A 15,396-nucleotide genomic window follows, 5' to 3' on the forward strand; every position below is an offset into this window, starting at 1 on the left:
GGCCCCGCACTGGCAGTCGATCCGGACCACCAATCCGATCGAATCGACCTTCGCCACCGTGCGGCTGCGCACCGACAAGACCCGGGGCTGCGTGACCCGCAACACCGTCCTGAGCCTGACGTTCAAGCTCGGTCAGAGCGCGCAGAAGCGCTGGCGTCGGCTCCGGGGTTACGAATGGCTCGACAAGCTCGAGCGCGGGGTCACGTTCATCGACGGCGTCGAGCAGACCGAACCGACCAACGACGAGGCATCCTCCATCACCGACCGGAGCGCCGCCTGAACCAGCGATCGCTCATACACCAGACTTGACCATAACTCGGCTGCGGTAGAAAGACCCTGTAATGGAAGAGGTTGCGTGATATGGATATCGGGGAGGAGCGTCGATGAACATCAATATCCACATGTTGATCGGCGGCGTGTTGGCGCTGCTGGTAGTGCTGTGGGTGTGGCAACGGCACCGTCTGCTCCGGCGTGCCGAGGTCGAGCAGGCCGAATGGGAGGCGCAAAGCCGCCAAGTAGACGCGACCCATGCGGCCATGAAGGAGCGGGACGACGTCGCCAACGGGTTGGCGGAGCTGGAGCGATCCGGCGGCGACGAGGACGCCCTGAAGTCCCTGCGCGTCGAGCTGGAGGCCATCGACGTCCGGTTGACGGAGCAACTGGAAGCGATGACCGGCCGTAGCGAAGGCGCTGCATTAGGAAAGCCCCGCGGCTGACTACGACGCCCGTGCGAAGCCTGTGTCGATACGGGCTGCGCACATTCGGGGGTGTCGACCGGTTGGGGGCCCGGGATCGAGTCCGGGTGTCTTTGGGTCCACCCCCTGCCTGTGGGATACTCCCGCATCCAACCGCCCGAGCATTATCCATTCCGGAGGCAAACCGTGGACGAGAATCGCAAGAAGGCCCTGACGGCCGCGCTGGGTCAGATCGAGAAACAGTTCGGCAAGGGTGCCGTGATGCGCATGGGGGACCGCCAGGCGGTGGACGTGCCCTCGATCTCCACCGGTTCGCTGGCGCTGGACGTGGCGCTGGGCATCGGCGGCGTGCCGCGCGGGCGCGTGGTCGAGATCTACGGTCCGGAATCCTCGGGCAAGACGACCCTGACCCTGCAGGTGGTGGCCGAGGCGCAGAAGGCCGGCGGTACCGCCGCGTTTGTGGACGCCGAGCATGCGCTGGACCCGACCTACGCCGAGAAGCTGGGCGTGAACGTGGACGATCTGCTGGTCTCGCAGCCGGACACCGGCGAGCAGGCGCTGGAGATCGCCGACATGCTGGTGCGCTCCGGCGCGGTGGACGTGGTGATTGTCGACTCGGTGGCGGCGCTGACGCCCAAGGCGGAGATCGAGGGCGAGATGGGCGACTCCCACGTCGGCCTGCAGGCGCGGCTGATGTCGCAGGCGCTGCGCAAGCTGACCGCGAACATCAAGCGTTCCAACACGCTGGTGATCTTCATCAACCAGATCCGCATGAAGATCGGCGTGATGTTCGGCAGCCCCGAGACCACCACCGGCGGCAATGCGCTCAAGTTCTATTCCTCCGTGCGCATGGATATCCGCCGCATCGGCGCGATCAAGAAGGGCGACGAGGTGATCGGCAACGAGACCCGCGTGAAGGTGGTGAAGAACAAGATGGCGCCGCCGTTCAAGGAGGCGCATTTCGAGATCCTGTACGGCGAGGGGATTTCGCGCGTGGGCGAGCTGATCGAGATGGGCGTGAAGGAAGGCCTGGTCGACAAGTCCGGGGCCTGGTACAGCTACAACGGCGAACGTATCGGCCAGGGCAAGGAGAACGCCCGCCAGTTTCTGAAGGACAACCCGGACAAGGCCGACGAGATCGAACGCAACCTGCGCGAGCGTTATCTGCCGTCGGCCGGCGGCAAGGGGGCGGACGACGACGCCGAGGCCGCGGTCGAGGATGCCGAAAGCCCGTCGTAAGGGCGGGGCGCCGGTCGACCCGGCCGATCCCGAGGCGGCCCTGGAGGCCGGGCTCAAGCTCCTGGTGCGGCGCGAACACGCGGCACTGGAGCTCGCGCGCAAGCTGGCGGAGCGCGGCTTCGAGCGGGACGCGGTGGATGCCGCACTGGAGCGTGCGCGCGAACTGGATTACCTCAACGAGACCCGTTACGCCGAGTCCATGGCGCGCCACCGGGTCGACCAGGGGTACGGCGAACAGCGCATCCGCGCCGAGCTCGCGCACAACGGGATCGATGGCGACACCGTGAGCCTCGCTGTCGAGGCGCTGGAGGTCGACTGGGTCGAACAGGCCCGCGGCCAGCTCGAACGCCATTTCCGCCAACCCCCCGAGGCCCGCGAGGACGAAGCGCGCATGCTGCGCCACCTGGCCGGTCGCGGCTTCCCCGGCGATGTCGCCCACCGGGCGCTGGCTGCCTGGAAGGACGAGGCCCCATAGGACGCAGGACGCAGGAGGCCAGCCCCCTGGCCGATGGGTCATTATTGACGTCGAATCGGCCAGGGGGCTGGCCTCCTGCAGCATGGCCCGAGGCCGCGGGCGGCAATACGCGGGTCCGGGGCGAGCGTGATACGATTCCGCTTTTGACCCCATAGCCGACCGGACACGCATGAAGAGCGCCGAAATACGCCGGAGTTTCCTCGATTTCTTTGCGCAGCACGACCATACCGTGGTGCCGTCCAGCCCGTTGGTGCCTGCCAACGATCCCACCCTGCTGTTCACCAACGCGGGGATGGTCCAGTTCAAGGATGTGTTCCTCGGCCGCGAGAAGCGCCCGTACAGCCGCGCGGCGACCAGCCAGCGCTGCGTGCGCGCCGGCGGCAAGCACAACGACCTGGAGAACGTGGGCTACACCGCCCGGCACCACACGTTTTTCGAGATGCTGGGCAACTTCTCCTTTGGCGACTACTTCAAGCGCGATGCGATCCACTACGCCTGGGATTTCCTTACCGACGTGCTGGGCCTGCCCCCCGAGCGGCTGTGGGTCACGGTCTACGAGACCGATGACGACGCCTACAACGTCTGGGCCAACGAGATCAAGGTCCCGGCCGAACGCATCATTCGCATCGGCGACGATCCGGACGGTGGCTCGGACAACTTCTGGCAGATGGGCGACACCGGGCCCTGCGGTCCCTGCACCGAGATCTTCTATGACCACGGTCCGGAAGTGGCGGGCGGACCGCCCGGTTCGCCGGATGAAGATGGCGATCGCTACATCGAGGTCTGGAACCTGGTGTTCATGCAGTACGACCGCGATGCGGACGGCACGCTGAATCCGCTGCCCAGCCCGTCGGTGGATACCGGCATGGGCCTGGAGCGTCTGTCGGCGGTGCTGCAGGGCGTGCATTCCAACTATGAGATCGACCTGTTCCAGGATCTCATCGCCGCGGCGCGGCGGGTGACCGGCGCGCAGGAAGCCGATTCCGCCTCGCTGCGCGTGATCGCCGACCATATCCGGTCGATCGCGTTCCTGATTACGGACGGCGTGCTGCCCTCCAACGAGGGGCGCGGCTATGTGCTGCGGCGCATCATCCGCCGGGCGGCGCGTCATGGCTTCCAGATCGGCTCCGAGGATGCGTTCCTCTACCGCCTGGTGCGCCCGCTGATCGACACCATGGGCGAGGCCTATCCCGAGCTGGTCAAGGCCGGCGAGCAGGTGGAGAAGGTCCTGGAGAAGGAGGAGCGCAAGTTCCTCGAAACCCTCGACCACGGCATGAAGATCCTCGAGGAGGATCTGAAGGATCTCGAGGGGCGGGTGATCCCGGGCGAGACCATCTTCCTGCTCTATGACACCTACGGCTTCCCGGTGGACCTGACCGGCGACATCGCGCGCGAACGCGGCCTGGAACTGGACATGGCCGGTTTCGAGGCGGAGATGGAAAAGCAGCGCGAGCGGGCGCGCGCCGCCTCCCGCTTCAGCATGGATACCGGCAACCTGCCGGGGCTGGAGGACCACACGACCGAGTTCTGCGGCTATGAATACCTGGAGGGCGACGGCCACGTGCTGGCGCTGTTCCGCGAGGGCGAGGCCGTGGACCGCCTGGAGGTCGGCGAAGAGGGCATCGTGGTGCTTGACCGCACGCCGTTCTACGCCGAGTCCGGCGGCCAGGTGGGCGACATCGGTACCCTGTCGGGCTCCGGCGTGCGTTTCCAGGTGCAGGACACCCGCAAGCAGGCCGCGGCGCATCTGCACGTGGGCCAGGTCCGCGCCGGCACCCTGGAGGTCGGTCAGAGCCTGTCCGGCTCGGTGGAGGGGCCGCGGCGCGAGGCCATCAAGCGCCATCATTCGGCAACCCATCTGCTGCACAAGGCCCTGCGCGACCAGCTGGGCGATCACGTGCAACAAAAGGGCTCGCTGGTGGACTCCGAGCGCCTGCGGTTCGACTTCACCCACATGGAGCCGCTGACGGCCAAGCAGCTGAAATCGATCGAGGATCAGGTCAACGCCGAGATCCTGGCGAACGAGGCCACCGACACTCGCATCATGGACATCGACTCGGCCATGGAGTCGGGTGCCGTGGCCCTGTTCGGCGAAAAATACGGTGACGAGGTGCGGGTGCTGAAGATCGGTTCCTCGGTGGAGCTGTGCGGCGGCACCCACGTGGAGCGCACCGGCGACATCGGGCCGTTCCGGATTACGGTCGAAGGCGGGGTCGCCGCCGGGATCCGGCGCGTCGAGGCGGTGGCCGGCGAGGTGGCCCTGCGCTGGATGGATCAGCAGCTGGGGTATCTGGATGCGGTGGCGGACCGCCTGCGGGCCGGTCGCGCCGACGCCCCGGACAAGGTGCGCCAGCTGCAGGAGCGCAATCGCGAGCTGGAGAAGGAGATCGAGCGCCTGAAGGGCAAGCTCGCCAGCCAGGCCGGTGACGACCTCTCCAGCCGTGCGGTGGAGGTCGACGGGCTCAAGGTTCTGGCGGCCCCGGTGGAGGGCGTGGAGCCCAAGGCCCTGCGCGACATGGTCGATCAGCTCAAGCAGAAGCTCGGCCGTGCCGTGGTGGTGCTGGGCACCGCCACCGAGGAAGGCAAGGTCTCGCTGGTCGCCGGGGTCACCAAGGAGGAAACCGGCCGGATCCGCGCCGGCGATGTGGTCGGGCGCGTGGCCGCTCAGGTCGACGGCAAGGGCGGTGGCCGGCCGGACATGGCCATGGCCGGCGGGCAGAGCCCCGAGAAACTCGAGGCGGCGCTGGCCTCGGTGGAGGACACTGTTCGCGAATTGCTGGGCTGACCAAATTCCGGATTGGAAGGGCGGGTTTGCTTTGGATGCATCCCGATTTCGTGTTTAATGCGCCGCCTTCGGGCCGGACAGGGATTCTGCAATGGCGTTGCTGGTACTGAAATTTGGCGGCACCTCGGTCGGGACGACCGAACGCATCCGGGCGGTGGCCGAACGCGCGCTGCATCTGCGCGAGGAGGGCCATCAGCTGGTGATCGTGGTGTCCGCGATGAGCGGCGAGACCGATCGCCTGCTGGGGCTGGCCAACGAGCTCAACCCGCGGGTCGACGGGCGCGAGCTGGATGTCCTGCTGTCCACCGGGGAGCAGGTCACCATCGCCCTGCTGGCGATGGCACTGGAGGCCAAGGGTTGCCCGGCGCGCTCCTATACCGGTGCTCAGGTGACCATCCGCACCGACAGCGCCTACAACAAGGCGCGGATCCGCAGTATCGACGATGCCCGCGTGCGTGACGATCTGGAGGCCGGGCGCATCGTGGTCGTGGCCGGCTTCCAGGGCGTGGACGAGGACGGGGCGATCACGACCCTGGGGCGTGGCGGCTCCGACACCACCGCCGTCGCGCTGGCCGCGGCCCTGAAAGCCGATGAATGTCGCATCTATACCGACGTGGACGGGGTGTACACCACCGATCCGCGACTGGTGCCCCAGGCCCGGCGCCTCGAACGAGTGACCTTCGAGGAGATGCTGGAGATGGCGAGCCTCGGTTCGAAGGTGCTACAGATCCGAGCAGTGGAATTTGCGGGCAAGTATAACGTCCCCTTACGTGTCCTTTCGTCGTTTGGCGAGGGACCCGGGACACTCATCACCACGGAGGAGGATGCAGCGGTGGAACAGGCGCTGGTCGCGGGAATCGCGTTCAATCAGAACGAGGCGCAGCTGACGGTGGGCGGCGTGCCGGATCAGCCCGGGGTCGCGCATCGCATCCTCGGGCCGGTGGCGGATGCCAACATCGAGGTGGACATGATCGTGCAGAACGTCGGCGAGGACGGCCGCACGACCGATTTCACCTTCACCGTGCATCGCAACGACTACGAGAAGGCGCTGGAACTGCTGCAGGGGGCAGCGGACGAACTGGGCGCCCGCGAGGTCTCGGGCGATGTCCACATCGTCAAGATCTCGGTCGTGGGTGTCGGCATGCGGTCGCATGCGGGTATTGCCAGCCGGATGTTCGAGGCCCTGTCGCGGGAAAACATCAACATCCGGATGATCTCGACGTCGGAGATCAAGATCTCGGTGGTCGTGGACGAAAAATACCTCGAACTGGCGGTGCGTGCGCTGCACGATGCCTTTGAACTCGAAGAGGAGCCAGCCGGTCTACCAAAGGAGCAGGGGTGACGACTCAATCAACGGATTCCGGGCGACCGACCTCGTCCGACACAGGTACTGTGGAGAAAAGCATGCTCATACTGACGCGTCGGGTGGGGGAGACCCTCATGATCGGCGATGACGTCTCCGTCACCGTTCTGGGTGTGAAGGGCAACCAGGTCCGGATCGGCATCAATGCGCCCCCGGACGTGGCGGTTCATCGCGAAGAGATCTTTCAGCGGATTCAGGACGAAGATTCGGAACACGGCTCCGGCGACAATCGCGGGAACGAGTGACGTCCGACGCTGCGATCTCCGCGTGGCCCGAATGAAGTTAAAATCATCAATTCGGGGCCGCGCGGGCTTTCATTCCGCAGCGTGAATCCGTATCCTCTGCACCGCAGTCACGGAGAGTTGGCCGAGTGGTTGAAGGCGCTCCCCTGCTAAGGGAGTATGGGTCAAAAGCCCATCGAGGGTTCGAATCCCTCACTCTCCGCCAGAACGCAAAAGGCCCGCACGGCAAGTGATGCTCGTGCGGGCCTTTTTTGTGGGCACGCAAGCCGGGGTCGGTCAGTTCATCGCGCGGCGGCGTTCCTCACGCTGATAGAACAGCAGGGCGACGTTGATGGCACGTTCCAGGCGGGCCGACATCTCGATGATCGCGCAGCCAGCATACGAATGGCCTTCGCGAGTGGAAGGGCGCGAGTTGGCCAGTTTGACGGCGCCGGAGACCCTTTCCTGCACGTCCGGGAGCAGCAGGTTGGTGAATTCCAGGCGGCTGCCATAGGGGATCTCCTGCAGCACTTCATTCGGCAGTTCCACGCACATGCCTTCGGCTGAAAGGTCCACCACCGATCCCTCGATCGGTTCTTCGTGCATCTCGCCCTGGATCTGCAGGGTCGGGCGGTTGCTCAGGGGGATATGAACGCGGAAGGTCTCGCGACGCTGCAGGTATTGCAGTTCGGCGGGATACGGACACTCGTAGAGGTCTCCCGGCGATTCGCTCACGATCTGGCGGACCTCGGTGGTAAACCGCACGGCCACGCCGCGCAGGGTCGCGAAGACGCGCAGGGGCTGGCCGGGCCGGATCCGCTGGTGGAGGGAAGGGGGTTGCAGCTGGTCGAGGTAGAGACGTCGTGCGTCGGCATCCAGACGGATCAGCGCCGAGGTGTGCAGCGGGCCGCTTTCTTCCAGGCGGATACTGACCAGCGTCAGGCCGTGGTCCAGGTCGCGCAGTATCTGGCCGATGCGTTCCGGGGTGTCGACGGTATAGTCGTTGTCATCCATGAGGGCACGTCGCGTCCGAAGTGGGTTCGCGCATCATACACCCTGTGACGGAGTTCACGCCTTTCCGGCCCAACTCGGGCTCAGGCGCGGGTGATGGTCTGGCCGGTGGTACGGCGATGACGGGCCTTGCCGTAGGGGTCGTAGGTCGTGGCCGGTCCGTTGTCTTCGCCACGCAGGATCTGCATGGACATCTGCACCCGGCGCTGGTTGCGTTCGATCAGCCGGGCGTTGCCCTGGTTGAGTTCGTTGCAGCGTTCGATCGTCGCCCGCAGCGCCTGCCAGCGGTCGTTGAGGTGCTCCCCTCCCTCCAGACGCGCGAACAGCCGCGCTACCCCTTCCGGGGTGAACTCGGCACCGCGAGCTTCGATCCATTGCTGCTGTTTGCGGGTTTCGGTTTCCAGTGCCTGCAGCAGTTCCTGCTTGCGCTGGACCGCGGCCTGCAGCCGCTCCGGCTCCCGTGACTCGATGGCCCGGGTTTCCTCCAGCAGGATATCCTCCAGCCGTTGTCCGAGACGGATGGATTCCTCCAGGGAAGGACGGATTCCGGTTTCGTCGGTCACCACCGGATCACCGCAGCAGGCCTTCGATTTCCATCATGCGATCGGCCAGTTCCTCGTTGTCGATCGGGTAGTTCCCCTGAGCGATCGCCTCGCGGATCTCGGCCACCTTCGCCTCGTTGAACGGCGCGGCCTCGCTGGCTTCGCCGCTGCCGTTCATGGCCTGGGCGGCACCGGTCAGGGTGACGGCGTCACCGCTGGCGGCCCCGCCGTTGCCGGCGCGGTCCACCCCGTTGCTGCCGGTGCGGGCGTCGTCGTCACGGCCGCGGACCCCGCCGTTCTGGCTGTCGGGGCGCAGGCCATTGATGTTGGGGCCTTTGATATCCATGACTTTGTCCTGTCGTTTGACTGGTCTGCCTCGTGTATCGGCCGGAATGCCCGAAACTGTAGGGTCGGTTGCGGGATTTCCGTCACATTTTACTACAGGGCGACGCGAACCGTGCCCGATGGCTGGACCTCGCCCTCGATCTCGCGTCCGGAGGAGGTGTTGCGCACGCGGATCCAGTCGCCGGCCGTGGCGTCCTCCAGGGCTTCGCCCTGCATGCGGATAGTGACGCTGCCGCTGCTGGCGAGGATGGTAACGCGCTGGCCGCGCTGGATCACCTGACGTTCATTAACGTGCTGCTGGCCGATGACCTGGCCCTGGCGAATCGCGCGGCGGGTCTGCAGACCGACCACCTCGGATGCGTCCTCGAAATAATGGCTGGCCTGGCGCGACGTCTCGATGCGCTCCATGCGCAGATCGCCCGGCCCCAGGGTCTGCTGGCGCGACAGGTTGCGGCGGGCCACCACCACCTCGGCGTGGCGTTCCACGGTGGCCGGAACGTACACCGACCAGGTCACCGGCCCGGGACAGCGGATGTTGACCGCAGTATTGCCCCTCGGGCGGCCGCCGGGCGGCAGCGAGGCCTCCAGGGGTTCTTCGCAGCGCTTGAGGCGCAGGCGGTCGTCGACATGACCGAGTTGCACCTCCACATCGTCGCCGTTGTGGTCCCCAAGCTGCTGGTGCAGGAACCGTTCCGCGCTGTCACGAATGTTCTGCACCGGCTCGATCTCCGCTTGCGCGGTCGGGGCGAGGAGCGCGAGCATCAGAAGAAGCGCACCCCCGCTGCGGCCCGGGCTGCGGTACGGGAGCAAAGCCTGTAACTTGAAAAGGTGCATGTCCGGTCACCGTTGACCCTGTGTCTTCGTCACGGAATACATGCAGATTCTGTGCCATGGCATCCGGCGCCTGTCCTGCGCGTCCGATGCGTGGTTCAAGCTCCCGCCGGCGCGGCCGTTAGCAGGGAGAACAACCCAGGGGGCGAGAACCGTGAGTCAGTTTATTGACGACGTGAACCAGCGCACGCAGATGGTCGGGCAGAACCGGATGGAGCTGCTGCTGTTCTATCTGGGCGGCACGCAGACCTTCGGGATCAACGTGTTCAAGGTGCGCGAGGTGATTCCGCTGCCGCAGTTGCGCCAGATTCCCGGGTCCGCCGGGGTGGTGCGGGGCGTCACCACCCTGCGCGACAAGACCGTGCCGATCATCGATCTGGCGCGGGCGATGGGCATGCAGTCGACGCGGGCCGGGGCGGACGGCCAGCAGAAGGTCGTGGTGACGGAGTTCAATCGCTCGGTGCAGGGCTTCATGGTGTCGGCGGTGGATCGCATCGTGAACGTCAACTGGGACCAGGTGAAGTCGCCCCCGCGCGGCACCGGGCGCGAGTCGTTTCTGGTGGCGGTCACTGAACTCGACAACAAGCTGGTGGAGATCATCGACGTGGAGCGCGTGCTGTCGCTGGTCAATCCGTTGCCCACCGAGGTGTCGGAAAGCGTGCGTTCCGCGGTGGCCGAGCAGACACCCGAGCGTCGGGAAATCGTCATCGCCGACGACTCGGTGGTGGCTCGCCGCCAGATCGAAAGCGCCATCCAGGGGCTCGAGTGGCCCTACGTGCTGTGCAAGGACGGGCGTGAAGCCCTGGATTACCTGGAGGAGAAAGCCGCCGAGGGTCCGATCCACGACACGGTCGAGCTGGTGATCTCGGATATCGAAATGCCGCGCATGGATGGTTACACCCTGACGGCAAAGATCCGCGAGAACGAGCGCCTGCGGCCGCTGCGGGTGCTGCTGCATTCCTCGCTCAGCGGCGAATTCAATACCGACATGGTGCGTCGGGCCGGTGCGGATGCGTTCCTCTCCAAGTTCAACCCGGACGAACTGGCCAGTGCGGTCCTGGAACAGATCAACAAGACCGCCTGAGATGTCGGTGGTTACCGGGGGCGAGGGGTTGCCGGCCCGGCGGAGGCGGGCGGTCGGCACTTGCCGCCCCTTTGCGTGTCGCGGGCTCCCGCAAGACCGCCCTGAAGCCCTATACTGTGGCAGCATGGAATCATCGAACCGAACAACCAGCGGACGGCGGACGGGCCCGGCACGCGTCAAGGCGGAGATGTGTGCGTGATCGATTCCCGTGACTACGAAGAATTCGCGCGCTTTCTCTCCGAGTGCTGTGGCCTGGTGCTGGGGGACAGCCGCCAGTACCTGGTGTCCAGCCGGCTGTCCCGCCTGCTGGATGAATTCGGCTACAAGGACGTGCCGGAACTGCTGCACGCCCTGCGCAAGGCGCCCAGTCCGAAGCTGCGCACGCGCGTCATCGACGCGATGACCACCAACGAAACCTCCTGGTTTCGCGACGGTTTTCCGTTCGAGATCCTGCGCCACGTGATCCTCCCGGAGCTGGCGTCCACTCGGTCGTCGATCAAGGTCTGGTCGGCCGGGTGTTCCAGTGGCCAGGAGCCCTACAGCATCTCGATGGTGGTCTCGGAATGGGAGGCCTCGCGCCCGCGCCGGGTGGTTCCCGTCAGCATTCTCGGCACGGACCTGTCCGAGGGCGTGCTGGAAGACGCCCGCAAGGGAGTCTATGACGGTCTGAGCATCGTGCGCGGGCTGAGCGAGTCGCGGCGGTCCCGGTTCTTCCAGACCGTGCCCGAGGGGCACAAGATCATCCCTGAGGTGCAGCGCCGCTGCCGGTTCCAGAAACTCAATCTGGTCGACAGCTACGCGGCGCTGGGCAAGTTCGACATCGTGTTCTGCCGTAACGTCCTGATCTATTTCTCCGCCGAGACCAAGCGTCAGGTCCTTGACGGTATTGCGAAGCAGCTCAACCCCGGTGGCTATCTGTTTCTTGGCGCTTCCGAGACGGTCGGGCCCTACAGCAAGGCGTACGAAACCGTGCGCACCGAGTACGGCTCGGTCCTGCGGCTGAAGGGCTGAACCCCTCCACGCCGGGCCTGCAACGGGCCCGGCGGTCGTTTCCGACGCGGTGATTCGCCGCGTGGCCGACCGCGCGCCGGCGTCCCTCCCAATCCTTTTCCCCTTTTGCCGGCAGCCAATGGCACGGCGATTGCATCGTCGTGGTCAGGCAACGGATGCCCGCCATGCGCGGGCCGGACGGAACGGGATGAGCATATCGCTGGACAAGGCACTCGGGATTCTGCCGGAGTCGGTGAACCTGCGGTCGCAGCGCATGGAGGTTCTGAGCTCGAACATCGCCAATGCCGACACCCCCGGCTACAAGGCGCGGGACCTGGATTTTCGCAGCCAGCTGGAGGCGGCTTCGGGGGGTGGTGGCCAGCTGCAGCTCAGCAAGACCCGGGCCGGTCATCAGGATCCGGGGACGGCCGCCGCGGGCACCGGGGCCGAGCTCAAGTACCGCATCCCCTCGCAGCCGTCTCTGGACGGCAACACCGTGGATCCGCAGATGGAGCGGGCGGCGTTCGCCGAGAACTCGGTCAAGTACCAGAGCAGCCTCGAATTTCTCAATCGCCGGGTTTCCGGCATTCGCGATGCCTTCCGGGGCAATCGCTGAACCTGACGGGAGGCCACTGCCGTGAGTGATCTGTTCAATCTGTTCAATACCTCGGCTTCGGCGCTGACGGCACAGTCGGCGCGGCTGAATACGGTGTCTTCGAACCTGGCGAACGCCAACACGGCGGCCGGCAGCGCCGAGGAGGCCTATCGCGGGAAACACGTGCTGTTCCAGGCAGCGATGGACCAGGCCAGCCGCGACGGTACCGCGACGCCGGTGCGGGTGGCCGGGATCGAGGAGTCGGATGCCGAGCCGCAGATGCATTACGAGCCCCATCACCCGAAGGCAAACGACGATGGCTACATCTTTCGCCCGGCGGTCAGCGTGGTCGAGGAGATGGCCAACATGATGTCGGCCTCGCGCAATTACGAAGCCAACGTCGAAGTCATGGACACCACCCGCCAGTTGATGATGCGCACGCTGCAGATGGGCGGACAAGGCTAGGAGACCGGAAATGAACGGACTGACACCCGACATGCTGGAAGGGGCGGGGATTCGCACTGACCGCCAGGCCCAGCGAGACCGTCAGGAGAAGGAAGGCGGGCCGGATCAGCTGGGACAGGAGGATTTCCTCAAGCTGATGACGACCCAGCTGCAGAACCAGGACCCGTTCGAGCCGATGGAAAACGGGGACTTCATCGCGCAGATGGCGCAGTTCTCGAGCGTCACCGGGATCCAGCAGCTGAACGAGTCGTTCGAGGGCTTCGCCCAGTCGATGGGACAGAACCAGGCGGTGCAGGGCGCAAATCTGGTTGGCAAGGACGTGCTGGTGCCGGTGGAGTTCGGCCAGCTGGGCCCCGAGGGCGGCATGAGCGGCGCGTTCGAACTGGGGGCCTCGGCCGAGTCGGTGGAGGTCGAGATCATGAACGGGGCCGGCGAGCGCGTGCGGCGCATGAATCTCGGCGCGATGGGCGCCGGGCTGCAGGACTTCCAGTGGGATGGCCTGACCGACAACGGCCAGCGCGCGCCGGCCGGGGTCTACGAGGTACGGGCGACCGCGCGCAGCGGGGAGCGCACCGAATCGCTGGAGACCTTTCTTAACCAGCGCGTGGACAGCGTCTCCATGGGCGGGGAGAAAAACGGCCTGGCACTGAATGTGCAAGGCGTGGGCGAGATCGATTTTTCGGACGTACGCCGGATTTCCGGCTGACGTCCGACACAAAGACAACCGGAGGAACGTAACATGCCCTTCAACATCGGATTGAGCGGACTGAACTCGGCCCAGGCCGACCTGGACGTGACCGGCAATAATGTCTCCAACGCCGGGACCACGGGGTTCAAGCAGTCGCGCGCGGAGTTCGGGGATGTCTACGCCCAGTCGTTCGGCGGCACCAACCAGACGACCGTAGGCGCGGGTTCGCGCCTGCTGGCGGTGACCCAGCAGTTTACCCAGGGTCAGACGGAATTCACCGAAAACGGACTGGATCTGGCGATCGACGGAGAGGGGTTCTTCCAGCTCAATGACCGTGGCAACACGGTGTACAGCCGCGCCGGAGAATTCCAGGTCGATCGCGACGGCTTCATCGTTAACAGCCAGGGCCAGAACCTGCAAGGCTATATCGCCGAGGACGGCGATGCGGAGCCGGCGGATCTCGGCGGTACCCCCGGCGATCTGCGGCTGGACACGGGCGAGGGCGCGCCGCGGCGGACCGAGGAGATCGACGCCCAGCTGAATCTGCGGTCGGATGCCGAGGTGATCGGTGCGGGACAGTTCGATATTGAAAATCCGGACAGCTACAACTTTTCCACCTCGCTGACGGTTTACAACGGCCAGGGCGAGGCCCAGGACGCCGAGGCGTTCTTCACCAAGACCGCTGACAACGAATGGGAGGCCCATGTCGCGGTCAACGGTGAGGAGGTGGCCGGCCCGCTGGAGATGGAGTTCGACAGCAACGGCGAGCTGGTGGATGACGATGTGACGTTCACCTTCGATCCCGGTGATGCATTTGATGACGGCACCGAGATCGAGATCGACTTTGCCGGCACGACCCAGTACGGCACCGATTTCGGCGTCAGCGACCTGAGCCAGGACGGCTATGCCCCCGGCACGCTGACCGACATCGACATCGATAACGAAGGGGTGGTGTTCGCGCGTTACAGCAACGGCCAGTCGGACGTACTGGGCCAGGTGGTGCTGGCGAACTTCGACAATCCCCAGGGCCTGGAGCAGCTCGGCAACAACAACTGGGCGGAGACCTTTGCTTCCGGCGGGCCGACGGTCAATGCCCCGGGAGCGGCCGGTACGGGATTGCTGCAGGCCGGGGCCCTCGAGGCCTCCAACGTGGATATCGCACAGGAGCTGGTGAACCTGATCACCGCTCAGCGCAACTTCCAGGCCAATTCCCAGACGATCTCCACGGCCGACACCGTGACCCAGACCATCATCAACATCCGCTAGGGCGGTAACCGGAGCATCCTGCGGGAGGCCGAACCATGGATCGTTTTCTCTACATCGCGATGTCGGGGGCCCGGGAGGTCGAGCACGCCCAGGCCGTCAACAATCACAACCTGGCGAACGCCAATACCGACGGCTTCCGGCAGGCGCTGGCCACCGCGGACACCGTCCCGGTGCGCGGCCCGGTCTACGACACGCGCGACTACGTACAGGTGGGGAACGAGGCGGCCGACTTCTCTCACGGGACGCTGCGCAGTACGGGGCGCGATCTGGACGTGGCCATCCAGGGTGAGGGCTTCATCGCCGTGCAGGGGCCGGACGGGCAGGAAGGCTACACCCGCGCCGGCAACCTGCAGGTGGATGGCTTCGGTCTGCTGCGCACCGCGGACGGGATGCAGGTGATGGGTGACGGCGGGCCGATCGCGATTCCGCCGGCGGAGAAGGTGGAGATCGGCACCGACGGGACCATCAGCGTCCGGCCCCAGGGTGCCCCGGCGGATGCCCTCGCGGCGGTGGAGCGCATCCGGCTGGTCAATCCCGATGTCGAGGATCTCGAACGGGGCGAGGACGGACTGTTCCGTCTGCCGGACGGTGAAGAGGCCGCGGCGGACGCGGACGTGACGCTGGTATCCGGCACGCTCGAGAGCAGCAACGTGAACACCGTCGAGGCGCTGACGCGGATGATCGAGCTGTCGCGAACCTTCGAGACCCAGATCAAGATGATGGACACCGCCAACACGCTGGAACAGAGCAGCAACCGGCTGCTCGGCATGGGCTGACCGGGATGATCCCGACGCGGCCCCG

17 protein-coding genes, 1 tRNA gene and 1 pseudogene are annotated in these 15,396 nt (G+C 65.8%); 15 read left to right on the forward strand and 4 right to left on the reverse strand.

All coding sequences use genetic code 11. From position 1 onward, the window contains the following. The 8 genes and pseudogenes from F620_RS0112320 to F620_RS0112355 form a co-directional block, all read left to right on the forward strand. Positions 1–280 (forward strand): annotated as a pseudogene (locus F620_RS0112320) (IS256 family transposase); the annotation flags it as partial. Between the two features lie 103 nt (positions 281–383). Next, complete coding sequence (locus F620_RS0112325) at positions 384–716, forward strand: hypothetical protein (protein ID WP_019570787.1); 333 nt, start codon at positions 384–386, stop codon at positions 714–716. A gap of 165 nt (positions 717–881) precedes the next feature. Beyond that, positions 882–1,934 carry a recombinase RecA gene (recA, locus tag F620_RS0112330; RefSeq protein WP_019570788.1) on the forward strand — a complete coding sequence of 351 codons (1,053 nt, stop codon included), beginning with the start codon at positions 882–884 and terminating at the stop codon, positions 1,932–1,934. Beyond that, positions 1,915–2,409 (forward strand): regulatory protein RecX, encoded by a 495-nt coding sequence (locus tag F620_RS0112335; protein WP_019570789.1) that lies wholly within the window; start codon positions 1,915–1,917, stop codon positions 2,407–2,409. The genes recA and F620_RS0112335 overlap by 20 nt, the downstream gene beginning before the upstream one ends. A 169-nt stretch (positions 2,410–2,578) precedes the next feature. Further along, positions 2,579–5,194, forward strand: coding sequence for an alanine--tRNA ligase (gene alaS / locus F620_RS0112340; protein WP_019570790.1), 2,616 nt, complete (start codon positions 2,579–2,581; stop codon positions 5,192–5,194). Positions 5,195–5,285: 91 nt separating this feature from the next. After that, positions 5,286–6,536: an aspartate kinase gene (locus F620_RS0112345; RefSeq protein ID WP_018871231.1), complete on the forward strand. Its 1,251-nt coding sequence runs from the start codon at positions 5,286–5,288 to the stop codon at positions 6,534–6,536. A gap of 62 nt (positions 6,537–6,598) precedes the next feature. Beyond that, the gene (csrA, locus tag F620_RS0112350) at positions 6,599–6,802 is read left to right on the forward strand and encodes a carbon storage regulator CsrA (RefSeq protein WP_019022261.1); all 204 of its coding nucleotides are present in this window, start codon (positions 6,599–6,601) and stop codon (positions 6,800–6,802) included. A 111-nt stretch (positions 6,803–6,913) separates the two neighbouring features. Next, positions 6,914–7,004, forward strand: a tRNA-Ser gene (locus F620_RS0112355). A gap of 71 nt (positions 7,005–7,075) precedes the next feature. On the opposite strand, the gene F620_RS0112360 is transcribed toward F620_RS0112355, so the two are convergent. From F620_RS0112360 to flgA, 4 genes are all read right to left on the reverse strand, one after another. After that, entirely contained in the window at positions 7,076–7,792 is a 717-nt protein-coding gene (locus F620_RS0112360; RefSeq protein ID WP_019570791.1) for a flagellar brake protein, read from the reverse strand. 80 nt (positions 7,793–7,872) lie between these two features. Further along, positions 7,873–8,355 (reverse strand): flagella synthesis protein FlgN, encoded by a 483-nt coding sequence (locus F620_RS0112365; RefSeq protein ID WP_019022259.1) that lies wholly within the window; start codon positions 8,353–8,355, stop codon positions 7,873–7,875. A 4-nt stretch (positions 8,356–8,359) separates the two neighbouring features. Then, a complete protein-coding gene (gene flgM / locus F620_RS0112370) occupies positions 8,360–8,677 on the reverse strand; it encodes a flagellar biosynthesis anti-sigma factor FlgM (RefSeq protein WP_019022258.1) in 318 nt (105 codons plus the stop codon). 92 nt (positions 8,678–8,769) lie between these two features. Then, the gene (gene flgA / locus F620_RS0112375; protein WP_019022257.1) at positions 8,770–9,438 is read right to left on the reverse strand and encodes a flagellar basal body P-ring formation chaperone FlgA; all 669 of its coding nucleotides are present in this window, start codon (positions 9,436–9,438) and stop codon (positions 8,770–8,772) included. A gap of 223 nt (positions 9,439–9,661) precedes the next feature. On the opposite strand from flgA, the gene F620_RS0112380 reads away from it, so the two are divergent. The 7 genes from F620_RS0112380 to flgF all read left to right on the forward strand — a co-directional run bounded on the left by F620_RS0112380 (position 9,662) and on the right by flgF (position 15,371). Continuing rightward, the gene (locus F620_RS0112380; protein ID WP_019570792.1) at positions 9,662–10,591 is read left to right on the forward strand and encodes a chemotaxis protein; all 930 of its coding nucleotides are present in this window, start codon (positions 9,662–9,664) and stop codon (positions 10,589–10,591) included. A 195-nt stretch (positions 10,592–10,786) separates the two neighbouring features. Continuing rightward, positions 10,787–11,602, forward strand: a complete 816-nt coding sequence (locus F620_RS0112385; protein WP_019022256.1) for a protein-glutamate O-methyltransferase CheR — start codon at positions 10,787–10,789, stop codon at positions 11,600–11,602. Between the two features lie 187 nt (positions 11,603–11,789). Continuing rightward, positions 11,790–12,197: a flagellar basal body rod protein FlgB gene (gene flgB, locus F620_RS0112390; RefSeq protein ID WP_019570793.1), complete on the forward strand. Its 408-nt coding sequence runs from the start codon at positions 11,790–11,792 to the stop codon at positions 12,195–12,197. Positions 12,198–12,218: 21 nt separating this feature from the next. Next, complete coding sequence (gene flgC, locus F620_RS0112395; protein WP_019570794.1) at positions 12,219–12,641, forward strand: flagellar basal body rod protein FlgC; 423 nt, start codon at positions 12,219–12,221, stop codon at positions 12,639–12,641. 10 nt (positions 12,642–12,651) lie between these two features. Then, positions 12,652–13,347 (forward strand): flagellar hook assembly protein FlgD, encoded by a 696-nt coding sequence (locus F620_RS0112400; RefSeq protein ID WP_019570795.1) that lies wholly within the window; start codon positions 12,652–12,654, stop codon positions 13,345–13,347. A 33-nt stretch (positions 13,348–13,380) separates the two neighbouring features. Further along, positions 13,381–14,595, forward strand: a complete 1,215-nt coding sequence (gene flgE, locus F620_RS0112405) for a flagellar hook protein FlgE (RefSeq protein ID WP_019570796.1) — start codon at positions 13,381–13,383, stop codon at positions 14,593–14,595. A 35-nt stretch (positions 14,596–14,630) separates the two neighbouring features. Beyond that, a complete protein-coding gene (gene flgF / locus F620_RS0112410) occupies positions 14,631–15,371 on the forward strand; it encodes a flagellar basal-body rod protein FlgF (protein WP_019570797.1) in 741 nt (246 codons plus the stop codon). The last annotated feature ends 25 nt before the right edge of the window (positions 15,372–15,396 follow it).

It is taken from the genome of Thioalkalivibrio sp. ALE11, assembly GCF_000381205.1.
Lineage (GTDB): Bacteria > Pseudomonadota > Gammaproteobacteria > Ectothiorhodospirales > Ectothiorhodospiraceae > Thioalkalivibrio.